This is a genomic window from Kutzneria chonburiensis (assembly GCF_028622115.1).
Lineage (GTDB): Bacteria > Actinomycetota > Actinomycetes > Mycobacteriales > Pseudonocardiaceae > Kutzneria > Kutzneria chonburiensis.
Genome location: NZ_CP097263.1, coordinates 10045517 through 10062394, shown reverse-complemented (window position 1 = coordinate 10062394; position 16878 = coordinate 10045517). Strand labels below are relative to the sequence as shown.

The window sequence follows — 16878 nt, the reverse complement described above, 5'->3', positions numbered from 1 at the left end:
CGTTGTCACATGCGGTCCGGACGTGCCGCAGGGAGGCAAGTATGGCGCGCATGTGACATTCGAATCTGGTGGATGCGGGCCAGCTCGGCCGGCGGCGGTCCCGGGTGGACGATGCCCAGCTGCTGGGTGGCACGGGTCATCGCGACGTACAGGTCGTTGTGGCCCAGCGGACCGGCGAGGATGCCGGCCGGGTCGACGATCAGCACGGCGTCGAACTCCAGTCCCTTGGCCTCGCCGGGCGTCAGCACCACGACCGGTGCGGTCACATCGGCCGGCGTTGGGAGTGACAACGCCGCCGTGATCTCGCGGTGGTGCGCCTTGGCGATGATCGCCAGCTGCCCGCGCGTGTGTTGGGCGGCAAGGCCGGCGACGACGTCAAGCAGCTCGGCCGGGCGGCACTCCAGACGCCAGGGCTCTTCGCCGGCCGAGCGGACGGAGCGTGGCGGCCGCCGGTCCGCGTGGTGTGCGGCGAACAGGTCGGCGGCGGCGTCCATGATCTCCGTCGGGGTGCGGTAGTTGACGGTGAGCTCGGCCAACCGCCAGCGATCGCTCACGTGCGGCCGGAGCATGTCGCCCCAGGACACTGCGCCGGCCAGGTCGCTGGTCTGGGCGAGGTCGCCGACGACCGTCATCGACTTGGTGGGACAGCGGCGCATCAGCATCCGCCAGGCCATCGCCGACAGTTCCTGCGCCTCGTCCACCACCACGTGCCCGTACGTCGTGCCGTCGAACTCGCCGATCAGCGCCGATGCCTCGTCCAGCAACGGAATGTCCGCCGCCGTCCATTCACCGGCCGGGAGCATCTCGGCCACCACCTCTGCTGCGGTCAAAGCTGGCCACAGGTCATCGAGTACTTCGGCGACACCGGGATCGGCCAGCAGCGCGGCGCGGAGCTGCGCCGGGTCGATCTCGTCGGCCAGGCGGCGCGGGCCGTCGTCCTGGTCCGGATCGAGCACGACACCGGCCGCCGCCAACGCCCTCAGGTCGGCTGCGCTGAGCCGTCCGTCGGCGCTGCCGCCGTCCAGGCTTTCGCCGGTCTCGGTCAGCACCACGTTCTCCATGCCGTTGACCAGGCCTTGCGCGAGCAGTTCGACCACGTGCTGGTGGCAGACCAGCCTCGCTTGGTTGTGCGGCAGTCCCGTGCGGCGGGCGGCCGCCACGGCCCGGCGGCAGTCGTCGGATTCCAGCCTCAGCACCTGCTGTTCGAAGTGCACCTTCAGCGACTCCTCGGGAACGCGTACCCGTGAGCGCACCACCGCCGCGATCTTGTCGGCCATGTCGGCCCGGCCTTTGTCCTCGGCCGGCCCCGTGCCGTTGACCTGAACTCCCGGGTACAGGCCAGCAATCGTCGCCGTCACCACCGCCTGCTCCCCCAGGCCCGGCAGCACCTGTCCGATGTAGTCCAGGAAGACCCGGCTCGGGCCGATGACCAGGACACCTCGGGTACGCAGGTGGGCGCGGGTGTAGAGCAGGTAGGCCAGCCGGTGCAGCGCCACCGCTGTCTTGCCCGTGCCCGGGCCGCCTTGCACCACCAGCACGCCGGCGTAGTCGTCCCGGACGATCGCGTCCTGCTCGGCTTGCAGCGTGGTCACGATGTCGTGCATCCGGCCGGTTCGGTCCGCCGTCAGCGCCGCCATCAACGCCGCCTCCCCGACCAGCTCGCTGTCGCTCGCGGCGTCCCGGTCCAGCAGTTCGTCGTCCACTGCGGTGACCGTCCGGCCCCGGGTCGTGATGCGCCGCCGCCTTCGCACGCCGTCCGCTTTCGCCATGGTCGCCGTGTAGAACGGCCGCGCCGCCGCCGCTCGCCAGTCCACCAGCAGCGGTTCGTCTTGACCGTCCCGGAACAGGCCAAGCCGTCCGACGTAGATCCGTCGGCCGTCACGCATGTCCAGCCGACCGAAGCAGAGTCCGTCCTCCACCGCCGCCAGGCGGCCCAGTTCCTCGCCCCAGAACGCCTTCGCCTCCTCGTCGCCGGCCTTCATCCCGTGTGCCGCCCGTTCCCGCCGGGCGTCGACCATCGCGTACAGGGCGGTCAGATGGTCTTGTTCGGCAGCCAGCTCGGCGTTGCCCACGCGTTTCCCCCGTGACTCGGTGATGCGGTGCCGTCGAGGATGCGTGCCGATGTCGTCGAGAAACAGTCTTGTTCTTCTCCGCCGCCTCAGCCGACCGACCTGGACGCGACAAATCCCCTGACCGACGGCCGTTCGGCCGCGCAGGTTGGGCCTTTTGCGGGCTGACCTCGGAACCGGTTCTCGCCGATACCATCGGCTCGACGAGCCCGGGCCGGTCGACGACGTGATCTAATGATCTTGTTGTCGGCTGAAGCAGTTCGGTCGGGGGTGAGCAGTTGCCGCGTCACGTCCAGCCACGGGCCGGGTCGAGGGCCCGTACCGAGGCCTGCCTGGTGGACTGTCTCGTGGCGCTGGCTTGGCTGTTGCTACTCGGCGGCGTCGCCATCGGGCTGCGGGCGTTAGGCCTCGAGCCGAATTGGAGCGCCTCCAGCGAACTCTCCGCCGACCTCTTCACCCTCACGCTCGGTCTTGTGCCCGTCGGCATCTACCTCGTGCTCACCGAGACCAGCCGCCGCCAGGGCAGCCTCGGCAAACGCCGCGTCGGCCTCCGCGTCGTCCGCGCCGACGGCTCCCGCGCCACCCCGATCCAGCTCGCCCTGCGCACCACCATCAAGCTCAGCCCGTGGTTCCTGGCCCACCTCGGCCTCAGCCGGCTGTGGATGCACCTCGGCACCGAGCAGACCGCCTGCTTCTGCCTGGCTTGCGTCTACGTCATCGTGCCCGTCAGCATCGGCCTCGCGCTCGTCCACCCGCAGCGCCGCGCCTTGCACGACTGGCTCACCGGCACCCGCGTCGTCGCCGACTGACCGGCGTTGTGGTGGTCCCGCCGGCTGCCGCCCCGCGCGGTGAACACCTTGTGGCCCAACACTTTGTCCACCGCGGTTGAGCTTCGATCACTCGGCCAGTTTGAGATCCGTTCGCGGAAAGTCGCTGCCCACGTACAGAAGCGGCTCGCCCGAGTGCGCGGCCACGGCATTGGTGTAATCCACCTAGGGTCGCTTCGACTTAGGCAGCTTGGCCACGATCTCCTCGTACGACCGGTCCAACAGTTCCCGCATCTCGTCGGCCGGCAGGCCGGCGAGCGTGACCTTGTTCCAGCCGTAGCGGCCGATGTAGGCGCTCATCACGATGTGCTCGGGATACCGCTGCCGCCAGACGTCGGCCTCATCGGCGGTCGCCCCGCATTTCACGCCGACGGTCCCGCTGTCCATGCCGATGAACGCGAACGCCTTGCCGCCGACCTTGGCGACCAGCTCGCCGTCACCCCACGGATAGGTCTCCTCGGCCCCGAGCTTGGCCAGGCAGTGGGCGATCACCGCGTCCAGATCCATGCCACACGGTACGAGGTGGGCGGCCCGGCCGCCCACCCCTGACCGGTCAGTTCGCCAACAAGCCGTACTCGATGGCGGTGGCGTCGCTGTGCACGACGCCGTACTCCGTGGCCGAAGCGTCGGGCCCGGCGCTGCCGTACTCGGTCGCCGAGGCGGCGAACGCGGCGCTCGCGCCGGCCGACGTCAGACCGCCGACAACGGCCAAAGCCGCCACAATCCTTACTGCTGCACGCATCGGTCTCCCCTTCCGATAACTGGATGGGGTCGACACTAGCCACGAACGGCGGCGAGCGCCCCGAGTTTCGGACAGGGCCGAAACCCGGGGAACCCCGCTACTTCAGGCCGGCGGCGTCCATGCCGCGCAGCTCCTTCTTCAGGTCGGCGATCTCGTCGCGGATCCGGCCGGCCAGCTCGAACTGGAGATCCCGCGCGGCGGCCATCATCTGGTCAGTGAGCTGCTGCACGAGATCGGCCAGCTCGGCCCGGGGCATGTTCTTCACGTCCCGCTCGACCAACACACCGGACGACACGGCCTTGCCGCCCTCGGTGCCGGTGGCCCGCTTGCCACGGGAGGCGTTGCGGCCGGAGCCGCCGACCTTGACCTCGTCGGTGTCCTCGGCCTCGGCGTACACCTTGTCCAGGATGTCGGCGATCTTCTTGCGCAGCGGCTGGGGATCGATGCCGTTCTCGGTGTTGTACGCGATCTGCTTGGCCCGACGGCGGTTCGTCTCGTCGATGGCGTACCGCATCGAGTCGGTGATCTTGTCGGCGTACATGTGCACCTCGCCCGACACGTTACGGGCGGCCCGGCCGATGGTCTGGATCAACGACGTCCCCGACCGCAGGAAGCCCTCCTTGTCGGCGTCGAGGATGGCCACCAGGGACACCTCGGGCAGGTCGAGGCCCTCCCGCAGCAGGTTGATGCCGACCAGCACGTCGTAGTCGCCCAGCCGCAGCTGCCGCAACAGCTCGACCCTGCGCAGCGTGTCCACCTCGGAGTGCAGGTACCGCACCCGAATGCCCAGCTCCAGCAGGTAGTCGGTGAGGTCCTCGGACATCTTCTTGGTCAGCGTGGTGACCAGCACCCGCTCGTCGCGCTCGGCCCGCAGCCGCACCTCGTGCACCAGGTCGTCGATCTGCCCCTCGGTCGGCTTGATCACGACCTCCGGGTCGATCAGGCCGGTCGGCCGGATCACCTGCTCGACGAACTCGCCGCCGGCCTGACCCATCTCGTACGGGCCGGGCGTCGCCGACAGGTACAGCGTCTGCCCGATCCGGTCCTGGAACTCCTCCCAGGTCAGCGGCCGGTTGTCCAATGCGCTGGGCAGCCGGAAGCCGTGCTCGACCAGGTTGCGCTTGCGGGACGCGTCGCCCTCGTACATGCCGCCGATCTGCGGCACGGTCACGTGCGACTCGTCGATCACCAGCAGGAAGTCGTCCGGGAAGTAGTCGATCAGCGTGGCCGGCGCGGTGCCGGCGCCGCGGCCGTCGATGTGCCGCGAGTAGTTCTCGATGCCGGAGCAGAAGCCGACCTGGCGCATCATCTCGATGTCGTACGTGGTGCGCATGCGCAGCCGCTGCGCCTCCAGCAGCTTGCCCTGCTTCTCCATCTTGGCCAGCGACTCGGCCAGCTCGGCCTCGATGCCGGCGATGGCCTTCTCCATCCGCTCCGGGCCGGCCACGTAGTGCGTCGCCGGGAAGATGCGCAGCTCGTCCACTTCGCGCACCACATCGCCGGTCAGCGGGTGCAGGTAGTAGAGCCGGTCGATCTCGTCACCGAAGAACTCGACCCGCACGGCCAGCTCCTCGTAGGCCGGGATGATCTCCACGGTGTCGCCGCGCACCCGGAAGGTGCCGCGGGCGAAGGCGATGTCGTTGCGGGTGTACTGCACGTCGACCAGGGCGCGCAGGAACAGGTCGCGCTCGACCTCGCCGCCGACCTTCAGCTGCACCGAGCGGTCCAGATAGGACTGCGGCGTGCCGAGACCGTAGATGCACGACACCGAGGCCACCACGATCGTGTCACGCCGGGTCAGCAGGCTCATCGTCGCCGAGTGCCGCAGCCGTTCCACGTCCTCGTTGATCGAGGAGTCCTTCTCGATGTAGGTGTCGGTCTGCGGGATGTACGCCTCGGGCTGGTAGTAGTCGTAGTAGCTGACGAAGTACTCGACCGCGTTGTCGGGGAAGAACCCCTTCAGCTCGTTGGCCAGCTGCGCCGCCAGGGTCTTGTTCGGCGCCATCACCAGCGTCGGCCGCTGGAGCTTCTCCACCAGCCACGCCGTCGTCGCCGACTTGCCGGTGCCGGTCGCGCCCAGCAGCACGACGTCCGGCTCGTTGCGCCGCAGCCGCTGTTCCAGCTCCATGATCGCCTGCGGCTGGTCGCCCGACGGCTGGTAGTCGGCGACCACCCTGAACCGCCCGTCGGCGCGCGGGATGTCGCTGACCGGTCGGAACTCCGAGGACGCAAGCACAGGTGCATCTGCCACGCCTCCCAGAGTAGGACGCACCCCTGACAGTTTCGCGGCGCAGCGGCTCGGCCGACCTGCAACGCGGCCGGATCGACGCGGGTTCACTGGCTGTAATCCACATCACACCACGTCAACCAAACGGCCGCGCACACATCCTCTAAGCATCGGAACAACCACGGCAGGCGATTCGGATCCACAATTCCGCCGGCCACCGAAAGTCGGGGAGTACATCATGCGTTCCACCATTGCTGTCGGAGTGGCCTGCGTCGCCGGAGCCTTCATGCTGAGCGCCTGCGGCGGCGCCCAGATCTCGGGCACGATCACCCCCATCACCAGCGGTAACACCGCCACCAGCAGCCCGCCGCCGACGACCTCCGCGCAGGCCTCCGGCGGCGGAACCGACGCCGGTACGGGCGGTGGGCAAACGGGCAACAATGGGGCGCAGCCCGCGGCGTCCAACAATCCGTCGAACTGCAAGTCGAGCGAGCTGAAACTGTCGTTCGGGCACGACTCCGACCACGCCATGCAGAAGACGTACACCTCGCTCCAGTTCACGAATATCAGCCAGCACAGCTGCACGCTGCAGGGCTTCCCCGGCGTCTCCTACGTCACCGGCGACAGCGGCCAGCAGGTCGGCCTGCCGGCCAACCGCAGCGGCAACCAAGGCCCGACGATCACGCTGCGTCCCGGCGGGAGCACCAACGCCGGCCTGGTCATCGTCAACGCCGGCCCGTTCCCGGCCGACCAGTGCAAGCCGGTCGACGTCCGCGGCCTGCGGGTCTACCCGCCGAACGAGACCGCCGCGATGTTCCTGCCGACCTCGGGCCAGGGCTGCGCCGGCAGCGTGGGCCCGCTGCTCACCGTGAGCAGCGTCGGCACTTCCATCACGAGCTGACGCAACGCCACCACCCGGCAGCGGTCGGAATATGACCCTGCCGGAGGATGGCAGTGACGCCGCGCAGGTCAGACGATGTCGGCATGACCGTCCACTTGCCGACCCAGGTCCGGGGCGAGGCCCATGTCCATCCGCCCAAGGTCGAGCTGTTCGACCTGGACGCGATGACCAACACGGACCCCAAGCGCCAGGTGCGCACGGTCGACGAGTACCGGCGCACCGAGCACGGCCTCTACATGTCGCGGGCCGTGGTCGGGCACCCCAAGCTCAAGCACTTCGAGTCGTGGCTGCTGCCGGCGTTCGGCCTGCGGGTCACCAGGCAGAGCTGGTGGCCCGGGCACGAGCGGGACTTCGACTTCTACGTCGACATCGTCCACGTGCAGCCGGACGAGAGCGTGTGGCGGACCGTCGACCTCTATCTCGATCTGCTGGTGCGGACCGGCCGCGAGGTCGAGGTGCTGGACACCGACGAGCTGATGACCGCGGTGCGCCTGGGCGTGCTCAGCGCCCAGGACGCCCAACTGGCTCTGGAGGTCACCTACCGTGCGGTGGCGGGGATCGCCGCGCACGGTTACGACATCCAGCGGTGGCTGGCCGCCGAGGGCGTGGAACTCGCCTGGGGCATTAGCCGATGACGGAAACCGCGGTCAAGAGCCGTTCGACTGACGAGCACGCTCGCAACCCATTCGGTATCCAAACGGCCACAATGCGTGATGTAACGAATCGACCCGGACGGTCACCGGGCGAACACCTAGGGCTACCCTCGGGTCGCGTGGGAACGGTCATCACTCCGCAGCTGGTCGACACCGTCGACACCTTCACCGGGGTTCGCAGCTACTCGTCCGGGGGCACGCGACACCTGACGACATGCGTGGTGGAACGGTGGGGACTTCGGATGGAATGTCCGACCCCCGAGGACCCGTTCGCCGAGTGCGAGGTCACCTGGCTGCTGCCCGATCTGGGCCTGCGCCTGACCCACCTGCGCTCCCGCTCCCGGCATGGCCGTCCGACGCCGAGCACGCTGACCGCGGTGCGGGTGCAGCGGGACAGCCGGTCGTGGCGGACCACCGATCTGCTGCTCGGCCTGGCCGTGCCCGGTGGCACCACCGCCCGCATCGTGCGCTCCGAGGAGTTCGCCGCCGCCGTCGCCGGCCGCGTGCTGCGCCCCGGTGACGCCGATCTGGCGCTGCGCACCGTGCACCGCACGCTCGAGGAGATGAGCCACTTCCGCCACGACCTCAACGCGTGGCTGAACCACCTGGACATCTTCGACGTCTGGCCGCCCCTGTAAGGACTTCCTCGTCCGGTAGCGCGTCCCGGGCGAAGTCGCAGTGGTCGTTCCCCGCCCGGCCACGCCTGCGGCTCCACAAGGCGGGGACCAGCTTCCCCTCCCCGTCGGCACCTGAGTGGCTCACTTGGCCCCAGAAGCCAAGTGAGCCACTCAGGTAGCGAAAGAAGGGCGGGTTAGAGGGGTGGGGTCCAGCCGGTGGCAGCGGCCCACGCCTCGGCGCGGGCGTCGGCCTGGGCGAACCAGGGTTCCTTGCCGTCGCCGTAGGACGGGATGTCGGCAAAACGTGTGGCCATCTCACGTTTCATCGCTTCGTAGTCGGCCCGGGCCGCGTCGTCGGCCCGCAGCCAGGCCGGGAACAGCAGGGCGTAGCGCCAGCCCGGGGAGCCGACCGCACGCAGGTGCAGATTGGCCCAGCGGCCGGGATCGGCGCTGGAGTGGGTGCGCTTGCGCCAGTGCTCCGGGTCGGGGTCCGTCGCCTTGGGAGTGTCCCGGGTGAACGCCGGCAGCACCGGAAACCCGGCCCGGCCAAGGGTTTCCGCCAGCGCGTCGGCGTCGTCCAGGCCGGCAACCGTCAGCTGGAGGTCGATCACGTCCTTGGCCGCCAGGCCCGGCACCGAGGTCGAGCCGATGTGGTCGAGCCGCAGCGCCTTGTCCCCCGCCGCCAGCTTCAGCCGGGCGATCAGCTGACGGGCGTCTCGCGGCCACTCCTCGTCGTACTCCACGATCTTCGGGCCGCCGCGTTCCGGGTACGTGCCCTCGCGGACGTTTCGTTCGAACGGCAGCAGCCGCTCATGCCACAGCTCGTCCACCGCCGCCCGCGTCTCGTCCTCGGTGCCGCTGTTGTCCAGCCACACGTCCGCCGCCTCGCGCCGCTGCTCCGCCGACGCCTGCGCCGCGATTCGTGCCCGCACGTCCTTTTCGTCCATGCCCCTGCTGGTGGTCAGTCGGCGCACCCGCAGCTCCACGTCCGCGTCCACCACCACGACCAGGTGAAAGGCCGGCGCCATGCCGTTCTCCACGAGCAGCGGGATGTCCTGCACCACGATGCCGTCAGCTGGGGCTTTGCTCGTCAGCTCCACCGCGCGGTCGCGGACCCTGGGGTGCACGATCGAGTTGAGCCGGGCCCGGTTCTCGTCGTGGCCGAACACCTTCGCCGCCAGCGCCGGCCGGTTCAGGCTGCCGTCCTCGGCCAGCACCTCTCCCCCGAACGCCGCCACGATCTCCGCCAGGCCGTCGGTTCCCGGCTCCACCACCTCGCGGGCGATCTTGTCCGAGTCCACGACCGTCGCCCCCAGCTCGGCCAGCCGCCGGGCCACCGTGGACTTGCCCGCGCCGATGCCTCCGGTCAACCCGATCTGCAGCATGGGTCCATCCAACCATCACCCCTGATGCAGGGAAGGACGCCTTACCTGCATTGGACGCAGGTAAGGCGTCCTTCCCTGCATGAAGAAGCCCCCGCTCGGGGAGCGGGGCTTCTTCTCGTCTAGCTACTCAGCGGCTGGTACTCACTGACCGCCGGACAGCTTCTCGCGGAGGGCGGCGAGCTGCTCGTCGCTGGCGAGGGAGCCGCCACCCTGAGCCGGCGCCTCGGTGGAGCCGGAGGAGTAGTTGGTCTCCCCCTGCGCCTCGGCGTCGGCCTCGGCGGCCTTGGCGATCTGCTTCATGTGGGCCTCGTAGCGGGTGTGGGCCTCGGCGTACTGCCGCTCCCACTCCTCGCGCTGCTTGTCGAAGCCTTCCTGCCAGTCCTGGGTCTCCGGGTCGAAGCCCTCGGGGTAGATGTAGTTCCCCTCGGAGTCGTACTCGGCGGCCATGCCGTACTGGGTCGGGTCGAACTCGGTCTCCGTGGTGAAGCCCTCGTTCGCCTGCTTCAGCGACAGCGAGATCCGGCGACGGTCCAGGTCGATGTCGATGACCTTGACCATGACGTCGTCGTTGACCTGGACGACCTGCTCCGGGATCTCCACGTGGCGCTCGGCCAGCTCGGAGATGTGGACCAGGCCCTCGATGCCCTCGTCGACCCGCACGAACGCGCCGAACGGAACCAGCTTGGTGACCTTGCCGGGCACGATCTGGCCGATGGCGTGGGTCCGGGCGAACTGGCGCCACGGGTCTTCCTGGGTGGCCTTCAGCGACAGGGAGACGCGCTCGCGCTCCATGTCGACGTCCAGCACCTCGACGGTGACCTCCTGGCCGACCTCGACGACCTCGGACGGGTGGTCGATGTGCTTCCAGGACAGCTCGGACACGTGCACCAGGCCGTCAACGCCGCCAAGGTCGACGAAGGCGCCGAAGTTGACGATCGAGGACACGACGCCCTTGCGGACCTGGCCCTTCTGCAGCTGGTTGAGGAACTCGCTGCGGACCTCGGACTGGGTCTGCTCCAGCCAGGCACGGCGGGACAGGACCACGTTGTTGCGGTTCTTGTCCAGCTCGATGATCTTGGCCTCGAGCTCGCGCCCGACGTACGGCAGCAGGTCGCGGACCCGGCGCATCTCGACCAGCGACGCGGGCAGGAAGCCGCGGAGGCCGATGTCCAGGATCAAGCCACCCTTGACCACCTCGATGACGGTGCCCTTGACCGGCTCGTCCTTCTCCTTGAGGGCCTCGATGGTGCCCCAGGCGCGCTCGTACTGGGCGCGCTTCTTGGAGAGGATCAGTCGCCCTTCCTTGTCCTCCTTCTGGAGGACCAGGGCCTCGACCTCGTCGCCGACCTTGACGACCTCGTTGGGGTCGACGTCGTGCTTGATCGACAGCTCGCGCGAGGGGATGACGCCCTCGGTCTTGTAGCCGATGTCGAGCAGGACCTCGTCCCGGTCGACCTTGACGATCGTGCCCTCGACGATGTCGCCGTCGTTGAAGTACTTGATCGTCTTGTCGATAGCGGCGAGGAAGTCCTCCTCGGTGCCGATATCGTTGACCGCGATCTGCTGCTTCGGGGTGGTCGAAGCCGGGACAATGGTGGTGTCGGTGGACATTAGGTGGGTTGCTCCGGTACGGATTGGGTTTAGTGGGCCTGAAGTTGTCGTGCTGCAGTCGCTGCGTGCGCCACCGAAACTCCAGGCCGTGGTCAAGAAGCTCTGAGTCCAAAGTTCTGGGCAGCGCGGAACCTACTACGCGGCCCATATCGTACGCGCGCCCGTGACGGCCGGGCAAACCCGGTCCCCAGAAGGAGCAGTGTGAGCACGCAGGAACGCTACGCCGGCGCCGAGGATCAGCTCGGCACGGCGGGCGCGGCCAAGCGCGAGGTCGGCGGCGCGGAGTCCCGGACGGCGAGTATTGCCTGGTGGGACGCTGATGCCGACGACTACCAGGCCGAGCACGGGACCTTCCTCGGCGACGCCGACTTCATGTGGTGCCCGGAGGGCATCCGCGAGGCCGACGCCGGCTACCTCGGCGACGTGACCGGACAAAACGTGCTGGAGGTGGGCTGCGGGGCGGCCTCCTGCGGCCGGTGGCTGGCGGCCCAGGGCGCTCGCGCGGTCAGCTTCGACATCTCGGCGGGCATGCTGCGCCACGCGGTGGCCGGCAACGAGGCCACGGGCCTGCACCCGGCGCTGGTCCGGGCCAGCGCCGACCAGCTGCCCTTCGCCGACGAGAGCTTCGACGCGGCCTGCTCGGCGTTCGGCGGCGTGCCCTTCGTGGCCGACGCCGGCGCCGTGTTCAAAGAAGTGGCCCGCGTGCTGCGGCCGGGCGGCCCGTGGGTGTTCTCGGTGACGCACCCGATGCGCTGGATCTTCCCCGACGACCCGGGCCCGATGGGCCTGACCGTCGTGCAGTCCTACTTCGACCGCACGCCGTATCTGGAGGTGGACGCGGCCGGCGCGGCCACGTACGTGGAGCATCACCGCACCCTCGGCGACTACGTGCGGCAGATCGCGGCGGCCGGCCTGCTGCTGGAGGACCTGGTCGAGCCGGAGTGGCCGGGCGCCGACCACCCGGAGTGGGGCCAGTGGAGCCCACTGCGCGGACGGCTGTTCCCGGGCACGGCGATCTTCCGCTGCCGACGCCCGTGACGATCGACGCCCTGCTGACCGCGCAGGAGGAGCGGTTCGCCCGGCTGGACCGGCTGCTGCCGCCCGCGCCGTCGCCGGAGCCGGGCGAGGCGGTCAACGCCGCGCTGCCGGACGGCACGCGGGTGGCGGCGGTCGTCACGCACCAGCGGACGGAGCCGGGCATGCCGTCCTGGCTGTGGTCGGCGGCCGACACCTACGAGCTCCAGCCGGTGGTCGGGCACACCGGCGCGGCCGGCATGGACGCCGTGCTGCGGGCCTTCCGGCACTGGCTGGACCGGGTCAACGACCGCGGGCCGGACACGGCGGCCACGGTGATCTGGCCGAGCCGGGACGTGGAGTGCGCCCGGGTGTTCCTCGATCACGGCCTCCAGCCGCTCACGGTCACGGCGGTGCGCAAGCCGACCACGGTCCGGGCGCCGTCGCTGACCGTGAACATCAGGCCGGCGCTGGCCTCCGACGAGGACGCCGTCGTGGAACTGGCCATGGCCGAGGTCCGCTACTCGGCCAACGTCGGCGCGGCGCTGCTCCGGGCCGAGGCCGAGCGGACCCGCCGGGCCTCGCTGGCCGGCCGGCTCGGGATGACCGACGACGTGTGGGTGGCCGAGCGGGACGGCATGGTCATCGGCCTGGCCGAGACGGCGATCGTGGCCAACACGCCGACCGCGCGGACCCGCCGCCAGCTGCCGATCGGCCTGTGGGGCTATGTGAACTGTCTTTCGGTGCTCCCGGGGGCAAGGGGCGCCGGAATCGGCCAGCAGCTGATGGCGGTCGTGCACAATCACTTCGCCGGCCATCGGACGTCCGGCTACTTCCTGCACTACAACCCGCCGAACCCGCTGTCGTCGGTGTTCTGGCCGCGGCAGGGCTACCGGCCGCTGTGGACCCAGTGGGAGGTGCGCCCGGCGGGCGGGATGCGCTGATCGCTCATAGGGTCGAGATCACGTCGCCCTGGCTTGCCTCGCGCACCGGGTTGCCGCACTATTTGAACTGACCAGTCAGTTCAAGGAGGCTCGGTGGAGATCCACGTCCAGAGCGTCGGCATCGACGGGGCCCACGGCCCCCTGCTCCAGCCGACCTCGCTGCGCGTGCGGACGGGCGAACTCGCCCTCGTCGCCGGGGAACCCGGCACCGGCCACACGGCCTTCGCGCTCGCGGTGGGCGGCCGGATGAAGCCGAGCGTCGGCACCGTCGAGCTGGACGGCAAGGTCGACGACGCCGGCCTGCGCCAGCGCGTGGCCATCGTGGACGCGCCGGACGTGTCCTCCCCCGAGGAGGCCCTGACGCTGGGCACGGTCATGGCCGAGGAGCTGGCCTTCGCGAAGCAGCCGGCCAACCGCAAGGCCGTGTCGGACTGGCTGCTCGCGCACGACGCCCGTGAGCACGCGAGCGCCCGCTTCGAGTCGGTGCCGGCGGAGGTCCGCACCCGGCTGCTGGTCGAGGTCGCCGCGCAGCGCCCGGGCATCGAGGCGCTGGTGCTCGTGCTGCCCGATCGGCACGGCGCCGGTCCACACACCTGGTGGAACACCGCCGCCAAGGCGGCCGAGCAGGGCCTGGCCGTGGTGGTGCTGTGCAGCGAGACCTCGGCGCGGCTGCTGGACGTGACCGCGGCCCGCATCGGTGACCGCGAACAGCCGGAGACGTTGGCATTTACGCAGGTTCAGGAGGACCACCAGTGAGCCCCATCCGGTTGGCGGCGACCGAGCTTCGCCGCATCACGGCGGGCAAGCTGCCCAAGATCGCTGTCGTCGCACTGGTTCTCGTGCCGCTGTTGTACGGCGCGATGTACCTGTACGCGAACTGGGACCCTTACAACAACCTCAAGTCGCTGCCGGTCGCGCTGGTCGTGGACGACAAGGGCGCGGAGGTCAACGGCAAGCAGCTCAACGCCGGCAACGAGGTGGCCGACGAGCTGCTGACCAACCCGAAGTTCGAGTGGCACCGGGTCAGCGCCACCGATGCCGCGGATGGCGTGCGGGACAACAAGTACACGTTCGCGCTGACGCTGCCGGCCGACTTCTCGCAGGCGCTCACCTCGCCCGTGCAGAACAAGCCGCGCCAGGGCGTGCTCCAGCTGACCACCAACGACTCCAACAACTATCTGGCCCGCACCATCGCCGACAAGGTCGTCGACGCGGTACGGGCGGCGGTGGCCAAGAAGGTCGGCACGACCGCGGCGGACCAGCTGCTCACCGGCTACGCGACGATCCGCAGCAGCACGCTGCAAGCGGCCGACGGCGCGTCCAAGCTGGCCGACGGCGCGGCCAAGGCCAATGACGGCGCGCAGCAGCTGGCCACCGGCAGCGCCGACCTCGCCACCGGCGAGCACAAGCTGCTGGACGGGTCGAACCAGCTGGTCACCGGCCTGGATCTGCTCAAGAGCAACACGGCCAGCCTGCCGAGCAAGACCCAGCAGCTGGCCGACGGGGCCAAGCAGGTCGCCGACGGCAACGCCCAGGTGGCGGCCGGCGGCTCGACCATCGCCACGGCCGCGCAGACCTTCAACAACAACCTGGACGGCGTCCGCTCGGACATCCAGGCCCGGCTCCAGGCCGCCGGTTTGAGCGCCGACCAGGTCAGCCAGGTGTTGGCCGTGCTGGACAACGCCCGCAAGCCGCTGAACGACGCCAACGGTCAGATCCAGACCGTGAACGGCAAGCTCCAGCAGCTGTCCGCCGGCTCACGGCAGGTGGCCGACGGCGCGTCGCAGCTCGCGGCGGCGTCGCCGCAGCTGGCGTCCGGCATCGCGCAGGCCGACAGTGGCGCGACGCAGCTCCGTGACGGCCTGAAGACCGCGACCGACGGCGCCGACAAGCTGTCCAGCGGGGCGTCGCAGCTGGCGTCCGGCACCAAGCAGCTGGCCGACGGCAGCGCGCAGCTGCGGGACGGGCTGAACGCGGGCGCCGGCAAGATCCCCGACCCGAACGACCCGTCGGCCACGGCCAACACCATCGGCGACCCGGTCACCGTGCAGGCGGTCGGCCAGGCCACCGCCGACACCTACGGCGCCGGTCTCGCCCCGTTCTTCCTCGGCCTGGCCACGTGGATCGGCGCGTTCGTGCTGTTCCTGCTGCTGCGGCCGCTGTCCCGGCGGGCGCTGGCGGCCAAGCAGCGGCCGGGCATCGTGGCGCTGGGCGGCTGGCTGCCGGCCGCGCTGCTCAGCTTCCTCCAGGTGGTCCTGCTGTTCGCCGTCGTGACCACCCTGGTCGGCGTGCACCCGTCGGATCCGTTGGGCACCTTGGGTTTCCTGGTGTTGACCGGCTTCGCGTTCACCGCCATGCTGCACGGCCTCAACGCTCTGCTCGGCGCCGTGGGCAAGTTCCTCGGCCTGGTGCTGCTGGTGTTGCAGCTGACCACCGCCGGCGGCACGTTCCCGTGGCAGACCATTCCCGCGCCGCTCCAGCCGCTGCACATCGCGCTGCCGCTGGGTTACGTGGTCGACGGGCTGCGCCATCTGCTCTACGGCGGCGCGCTGTCCAGCCTCGGCACGGACATTGCCGTGATCGGCGGGTATCTGGTGGTGGGGCTGGCGCTGTCGGTGTTGGCCGCGTACAAGCAGAGGGTGTGGACGCCCTCACGCCTCAAGCCGGAGCTCGTGCTGTGAAGCCCCGGCCCGCCCGTACCTCGGCGACGAAGCAGAAGCTGTTCGACGCCGCGCTGCGCCTGGTCGGCGAGCGCGGGGCGGCCGGCGTGACCGTCGACGAGATCGCCGCCGAGGCGGGCGTGGCCAAGGGGACCGTCTACTACAACTTCGGCAGCAAGGACGGTCTGGTCGACGCGCTGCTCCGGCACGGCGTCGAGCTGCTGGCCGCGCGGCTGCGGGTCGCCGAGGACGTCGACGACACCGGCTCGGCCCTGGAGTCGCTGGTCGACGGGGCGCTCGGCTTCTTCGCCGAGTACCCCGCCTTCGCCCAGCTGCTGGTCAGCGAGATGTGGCGGACTCCGGGGCAGTGGCACGGCACGTTGAGCCTGCTGCGGGACGACATCGTCGCCATCGTGAAGCAGGTCGTGCAGCGCCGGGCCGACGTCGGCGCTTTACCGCCCGACGTGCCGGTCGGCACCGCGTCGGCCGCCCTGTTCGGCACGTTGCTGGTCGTCGCCCTCGACTGGCAGGTGTTCCAGCCGCACCGCAGTCAGCGCGAGGTCCGTGAATCCGTGATCATGCTCGTACGAGGGGTGTCGGAGCGCTGACGTTGCGCAGGGCCCGCTCGATGTACTCGTCCTGCTCGCCGACCGGCGCGACATAGCGGAGCGCCCGCTCGGCGGCTGCTGGGCCGTCGAGACGGGTGATAAGCCAGGTGGCCAGGTAGTGCGAGGCGAGGCAGCCGCCGGCGGTGGCCACGGTGCCGTTGGCGAAGAACGGCTGGTTGAGCACGTCGACGCCGGCGGCGACGACCCATGGCTTGGTGCGGACGTCGGTGCAGGCCGGCACGCCGTCGAGCAGCCCGAGCTTGGCCAGCACGAGGGTGCCGGAGCACTGGGCGGCCAGCAGCTGCCGGGACGGGTCGAGGCCGCGCAGCACGGACATGATCGCCGGGTCCTCGACGACCTCACGGGTCTTGGCGCCGCTGCCGACGATCACGGCGTCGGCGGCGCAGGCGTCCTGGAGGGTGGCGGTGGCCTCGACGAGGATGCCGTTCATGGAGCGCACGGTCGGTGTTGGGCTGGCGATGGAGATCCGCCAGTCGGGCCGGTCGACGCGGTTGAGGATGCCGAGCGCGATGAACGAGTCGAGCTCGTTGTAGCCGTCGAAGGTCAGGATCGCGATGTGCATTGGCCCAGGCTAGGGCCGGTTTTCATGACAGTCGAAG

16 protein-coding genes are annotated in these 16878 nt (G+C 69.9%); 9 read left to right on the top strand and 7 right to left on the bottom strand.

The window, feature by feature from the left end:
* Positions 1–5 precede the first annotated feature (5 nt).
* On the bottom strand, positions 6–2018 hold the full coding sequence (locus M3Q35_RS46735; protein WP_273944728.1) for a HelD family protein: 2013 nt from the start codon (positions 2016–2018) through the stop codon (positions 6–8).
* Between the two features lie 329 nt (positions 2019–2347).
* On the opposite strand from M3Q35_RS46735, the gene M3Q35_RS46730 reads away from it, so the two are divergent.
* Complete coding sequence (locus tag M3Q35_RS46730) at positions 2348–2878, top strand: RDD family protein (RefSeq protein WP_273939075.1); 531 nt, start codon at positions 2348–2350, stop codon at positions 2876–2878.
* A 183-nt stretch (positions 2879–3061) separates the two neighbouring features.
* Here M3Q35_RS46730 and M3Q35_RS46725 read toward each other — a convergent pair whose 3' ends face one another.
* The 3 genes from M3Q35_RS46725 to uvrB all read right to left on the bottom strand — a co-directional run bounded on the left by M3Q35_RS46725 (position 3062) and on the right by uvrB (position 5889).
* Positions 3062–3403, bottom strand: a complete 342-nt coding sequence (locus M3Q35_RS46725) for an MmcQ/YjbR family DNA-binding protein (RefSeq protein ID WP_273939074.1) — start codon at positions 3401–3403, stop codon at positions 3062–3064.
* Positions 3404–3449: 46 nt separating this feature from the next.
* Positions 3450–3638 carry a hypothetical protein gene (locus M3Q35_RS46720; protein WP_273939072.1) on the bottom strand — a complete coding sequence of 63 codons (189 nt, stop codon included), beginning with the start codon at positions 3636–3638 and terminating at the stop codon, positions 3450–3452.
* Positions 3639–3735: 97 nt separating this feature from the next.
* Positions 3736–5889: an excinuclease ABC subunit UvrB gene (gene uvrB, locus M3Q35_RS46715; RefSeq protein ID WP_273939071.1), complete on the bottom strand. Its 2154-nt coding sequence runs from the start codon at positions 5887–5889 to the stop codon at positions 3736–3738.
* 214 nt (positions 5890–6103) lie between these two features.
* Here uvrB and M3Q35_RS46710 point away from each other — a divergent pair, with 214 nt between their 5' ends.
* From M3Q35_RS46710 to M3Q35_RS46700, 3 genes are all read left to right on the top strand, one after another.
* On the top strand, positions 6104–6766 hold the full coding sequence (locus tag M3Q35_RS46710) for a DUF4232 domain-containing protein (protein ID WP_273939070.1): 663 nt from the start codon (positions 6104–6106) through the stop codon (positions 6764–6766).
* A gap of 83 nt (positions 6767–6849) precedes the next feature.
* On the top strand, positions 6850–7401 hold the full coding sequence (locus tag M3Q35_RS46705) for a ribonuclease FAU-1 family protein (protein ID WP_273939069.1): 552 nt from the start codon (positions 6850–6852) through the stop codon (positions 7399–7401).
* 137 nt (positions 7402–7538) lie between these two features.
* The gene (locus M3Q35_RS46700; protein ID WP_273939068.1) at positions 7539–8057 is read left to right on the top strand and encodes a ribonuclease FAU-1 family protein; all 519 of its coding nucleotides are present in this window, start codon (positions 7539–7541) and stop codon (positions 8055–8057) included.
* 173 nt (positions 8058–8230) lie between these two features.
* Here the strand turns inward: M3Q35_RS46700 and coaE are convergent, their stop codons facing one another.
* Together coaE and rpsA are read right to left on the bottom strand one after the other, a co-directional pair.
* The gene (coaE, locus tag M3Q35_RS46695) at positions 8231–9421 is read right to left on the bottom strand and encodes a dephospho-CoA kinase (protein WP_273939067.1); all 1191 of its coding nucleotides are present in this window, start codon (positions 9419–9421) and stop codon (positions 8231–8233) included.
* A gap of 141 nt (positions 9422–9562) precedes the next feature.
* Positions 9563–11032 carry a 30S ribosomal protein S1 gene (rpsA, locus tag M3Q35_RS46690; RefSeq protein WP_273939066.1) on the bottom strand — a complete coding sequence of 490 codons (1470 nt, stop codon included), beginning with the start codon at positions 11030–11032 and terminating at the stop codon, positions 9563–9565.
* 201 nt (positions 11033–11233) lie between these two features.
* Here rpsA and M3Q35_RS46685 point away from each other — a divergent pair, with 201 nt between their 5' ends.
* The 5 genes from M3Q35_RS46685 to M3Q35_RS46665 all read left to right on the top strand — a co-directional run bounded on the left by M3Q35_RS46685 (position 11234) and on the right by M3Q35_RS46665 (position 16258).
* Positions 11234–12070, top strand: coding sequence for a class I SAM-dependent methyltransferase (locus tag M3Q35_RS46685; protein ID WP_273939065.1), 837 nt, complete (start codon positions 11234–11236; stop codon positions 12068–12070).
* A complete protein-coding gene (locus M3Q35_RS46680) occupies positions 12007–12990 on the top strand; it encodes a GNAT family N-acetyltransferase (RefSeq protein ID WP_273939063.1) in 984 nt (327 codons plus the stop codon). Before M3Q35_RS46685 ends, M3Q35_RS46680 begins: the two co-directional genes overlap by 64 nt.
* A gap of 93 nt (positions 12991–13083) precedes the next feature.
* The gene (locus M3Q35_RS46675) at positions 13084–13746 is read left to right on the top strand and encodes a hypothetical protein (RefSeq protein ID WP_273939062.1); all 663 of its coding nucleotides are present in this window, start codon (positions 13084–13086) and stop codon (positions 13744–13746) included.
* On the top strand, positions 13743–15671 hold the full coding sequence (locus M3Q35_RS46670) for a YhgE/Pip domain-containing protein (RefSeq protein ID WP_273939061.1): 1929 nt from the start codon (positions 13743–13745) through the stop codon (positions 15669–15671). The genes M3Q35_RS46675 and M3Q35_RS46670 overlap by 4 nt, the downstream gene beginning before the upstream one ends.
* Entirely contained in the window at positions 15668–16258 is a 591-nt protein-coding gene (locus M3Q35_RS46665; protein ID WP_273939060.1) for a TetR/AcrR family transcriptional regulator, read from the top strand. Before M3Q35_RS46670 ends, M3Q35_RS46665 begins: the two co-directional genes overlap by 4 nt.
* Here M3Q35_RS46665 and M3Q35_RS46660 read toward each other — a convergent pair.
* On the bottom strand, positions 16227–16841 hold the full coding sequence (locus M3Q35_RS46660; RefSeq protein ID WP_273939059.1) for a DJ-1/PfpI family protein: 615 nt from the start codon (positions 16839–16841) through the stop codon (positions 16227–16229). The two genes, M3Q35_RS46665 and M3Q35_RS46660, sit on opposite strands and share 32 nt — an antisense overlap.
* Between the last annotated feature and the right edge of the window lie 37 nt (positions 16842–16878).